This window comes from Angustibacter peucedani (genome assembly GCF_054779595.1).
Window position 1 is genome coordinate 1 of sequence record NZ_BAAGXY010000079.1, and the last position, 2,246, is coordinate 2,246.

Consider the following 2,246-nt stretch of genomic DNA (forward strand, 5'->3'; position numbering starts at 1 on the left):
GACGGCGAGCGCGACGGCGACGAGGCGTTCGAGAGCGCGGTCGCCCTCGGGGCCGACGGCAAGCGCCTGCGCCCCGGCCAGAAGCGCCCCGTGCCGTCCGACCTGCCGACCAGCGCGGTCGAGGCGGCCAAGGCCGCGGCCGGTGCCGCCGCCGAGCCGGTCACCACGCCCGTCGCGCCGCCCACCAACCCGCTGCCGCAGCGGGTCGAGCAGCTGGCGCTCGCCGGCGACGTCACCTACACGCTGCCGTCCGGCGAGATCCTCGCGCCGGGCAGCCCGCACAAGGCCCGCAGCGCCGCCAACGACCGCGTGGTCGAGGCCCTCACCGGCGTCCTCGAGCAGTTCGACATCGACGCGCAGGTCACCGGCTTCACCCGCGGCCCGACCGTCACCCGGTACGAGGTCGAGCTCGGCAAGGGCACCAAGGTCGAGCGGGTCACCGCGCTGAGCAAGAACATCGCCTACGCGGTGGCCAGCGCCGACGTCCGGATCCTGTCGCCGATCCCCGGCAAGAGCGCGATCGGCATCGAGATCCCCAACACCGACCGCGAGAAGGTCAGCCTCGGCGACGTGCTGCGCAGCGGCACGGCCCGCGACAACCAGCACCCGATGGTCATGGGCGTCGGCAAGGACGTCGAGGGCGGCTACGTCATCGCCAACCTGGCCAAGATGCCGCACCTGCTGGTGGCGGGCGCCACCGGCGCCGGCAAGTCGAGCTTCGTGAACTCGATGATCACCTCGATCCTCATGCGCTCGACGCCGGACGAGGTGCGCATGGTGCTGGTCGACCCCAAGCGGGTCGAGCTCACCGGCTACGAGGGCATCCCGCACCTCATCACGCCGATCATCACCAACCCCAAGAAGGCGGCCGAGGCGCTGCAGTGGGTCGTGCGCGAGATGGACACGCGGTACGACGACCTGGCGGCGTTCGGCTTCAAGCACGTCGACGACTTCAACAAGGCGGTGCGCGCGGGCAAGGTCACGCCGCCGCCCGGCAGCGAGCGCGTGGTGCAGCCGTACCCGTACCTGCTGGTGATCGTCGACGAGCTGGCCGACCTGATGATGGTCGCGCCGCGCGACGTCGAGGACTGCATCGTCCGCATCACCCAGCTCGCCCGCGCCGCCGGCATCCACCTGGTGCTGGCCACGCAACGACCGAGCGTGGACGTCGTCACCGGCCTGATCAAGGCCAACGTGCCCTCGCGCATGGCGTTCGCGACGTCCAGCCTCGCGGACAGCCGGGTGGTGCTCGACCAGCCCGGCGCCGAGAAGCTGATCGGCCAGGGCGACGCGCTGTTCCTGCCCATGGGCGCCAGCAAGCCGATGCGCGTGCAGGGAGCCTGGGTCACCGAGTCCGAGGTGGCCAAGGTCGTCGAGCACGTCAAGGGCCAGCTGCAGCCGCGCTACCGCGAGGACGTGGTGGTCGAGCAGGCCAAGAAGGTCGTCGACGACGACATCGGCGACGACCTCGACCTGCTGCTGCAGGCGACCGAGCTGGTCGTCACGACGCAGTTCGGGTCGACGTCCATGCTGCAGCGCAAGCTGCGCGTGGGCTTCGCCAAGGCCGGCCGCCTGATGGACCTGCTGGAGTCGCGCGGCGTCGTGGGCCCGAGCGAGGGCAGCAAGGCGCGCGACGTGCTGGTCAAGCCGGACGACCTGCCGGCGACCCTCGCGCTGATGCGCGGCGAGGAGCCGCCGCCGGCCGCCCACGCGTCCGACGACATGGGCGACGACCTGGGCGACGACCTGGGCGACGACCGGCTGGACGACGGCGCGGACCACGGCGACGACGAGGGCTCCGAGGACGCCTGGGAGCTCACCGGGCGCCGGTGAGACCCCCGCGCGGGCGTGTCCGACAGGTCCGGTCCGCCCGTAGGATGGCCCGGGACTCGAGGGACGGGGCGGCACGGCATGAGCGGACAGGACCACGCTGACGAGCGTGCGCCGCTGGGCCGTGCCCTGACCGAGGCGCGCGAGGCGCGCGGGCTGTCCGTCGACGAGGTGGCCGCCGCCATCAACCTGCGCGCGACCGTCGTCCGGGCGATCGAGCGCGACGACTTCTCGCTGTGCGGCGGGCACGTGTACGCCCGCGGCCACCTGCGCGCCTTCGCCAAGCAGGTGGGGCTCGACCCGAGCCCGCTGCTCGCGGCCTACGCCGAGCAGCACGGCGGCGGCGCCGCGTCCCGGCCCGCGGCCGCCGCGGCCGCTGCCGAGCCGCCTGCCGCCGAGCCCGCTCCGCACCGGCC

At 73.4% G+C, this 2,246-nt stretch carries 2 protein-coding genes; both read left to right on the forward strand.

The annotated features are described in order from the left end of the window. On the forward strand, positions 1 to 1,833 hold a 1,833-nt coding region (locus ACYVJ4_RS14335), incomplete at its 5' end, for a DNA translocase FtsK (protein WP_460460817.1). A 78-nt stretch (positions 1,834 to 1,911) separates the two neighbouring features. After that, on the forward strand, positions 1,912 to 2,246 hold a 335-nt coding region (locus ACYVJ4_RS14340), incomplete at its 3' end, for a helix-turn-helix domain-containing protein (RefSeq protein WP_460460818.1).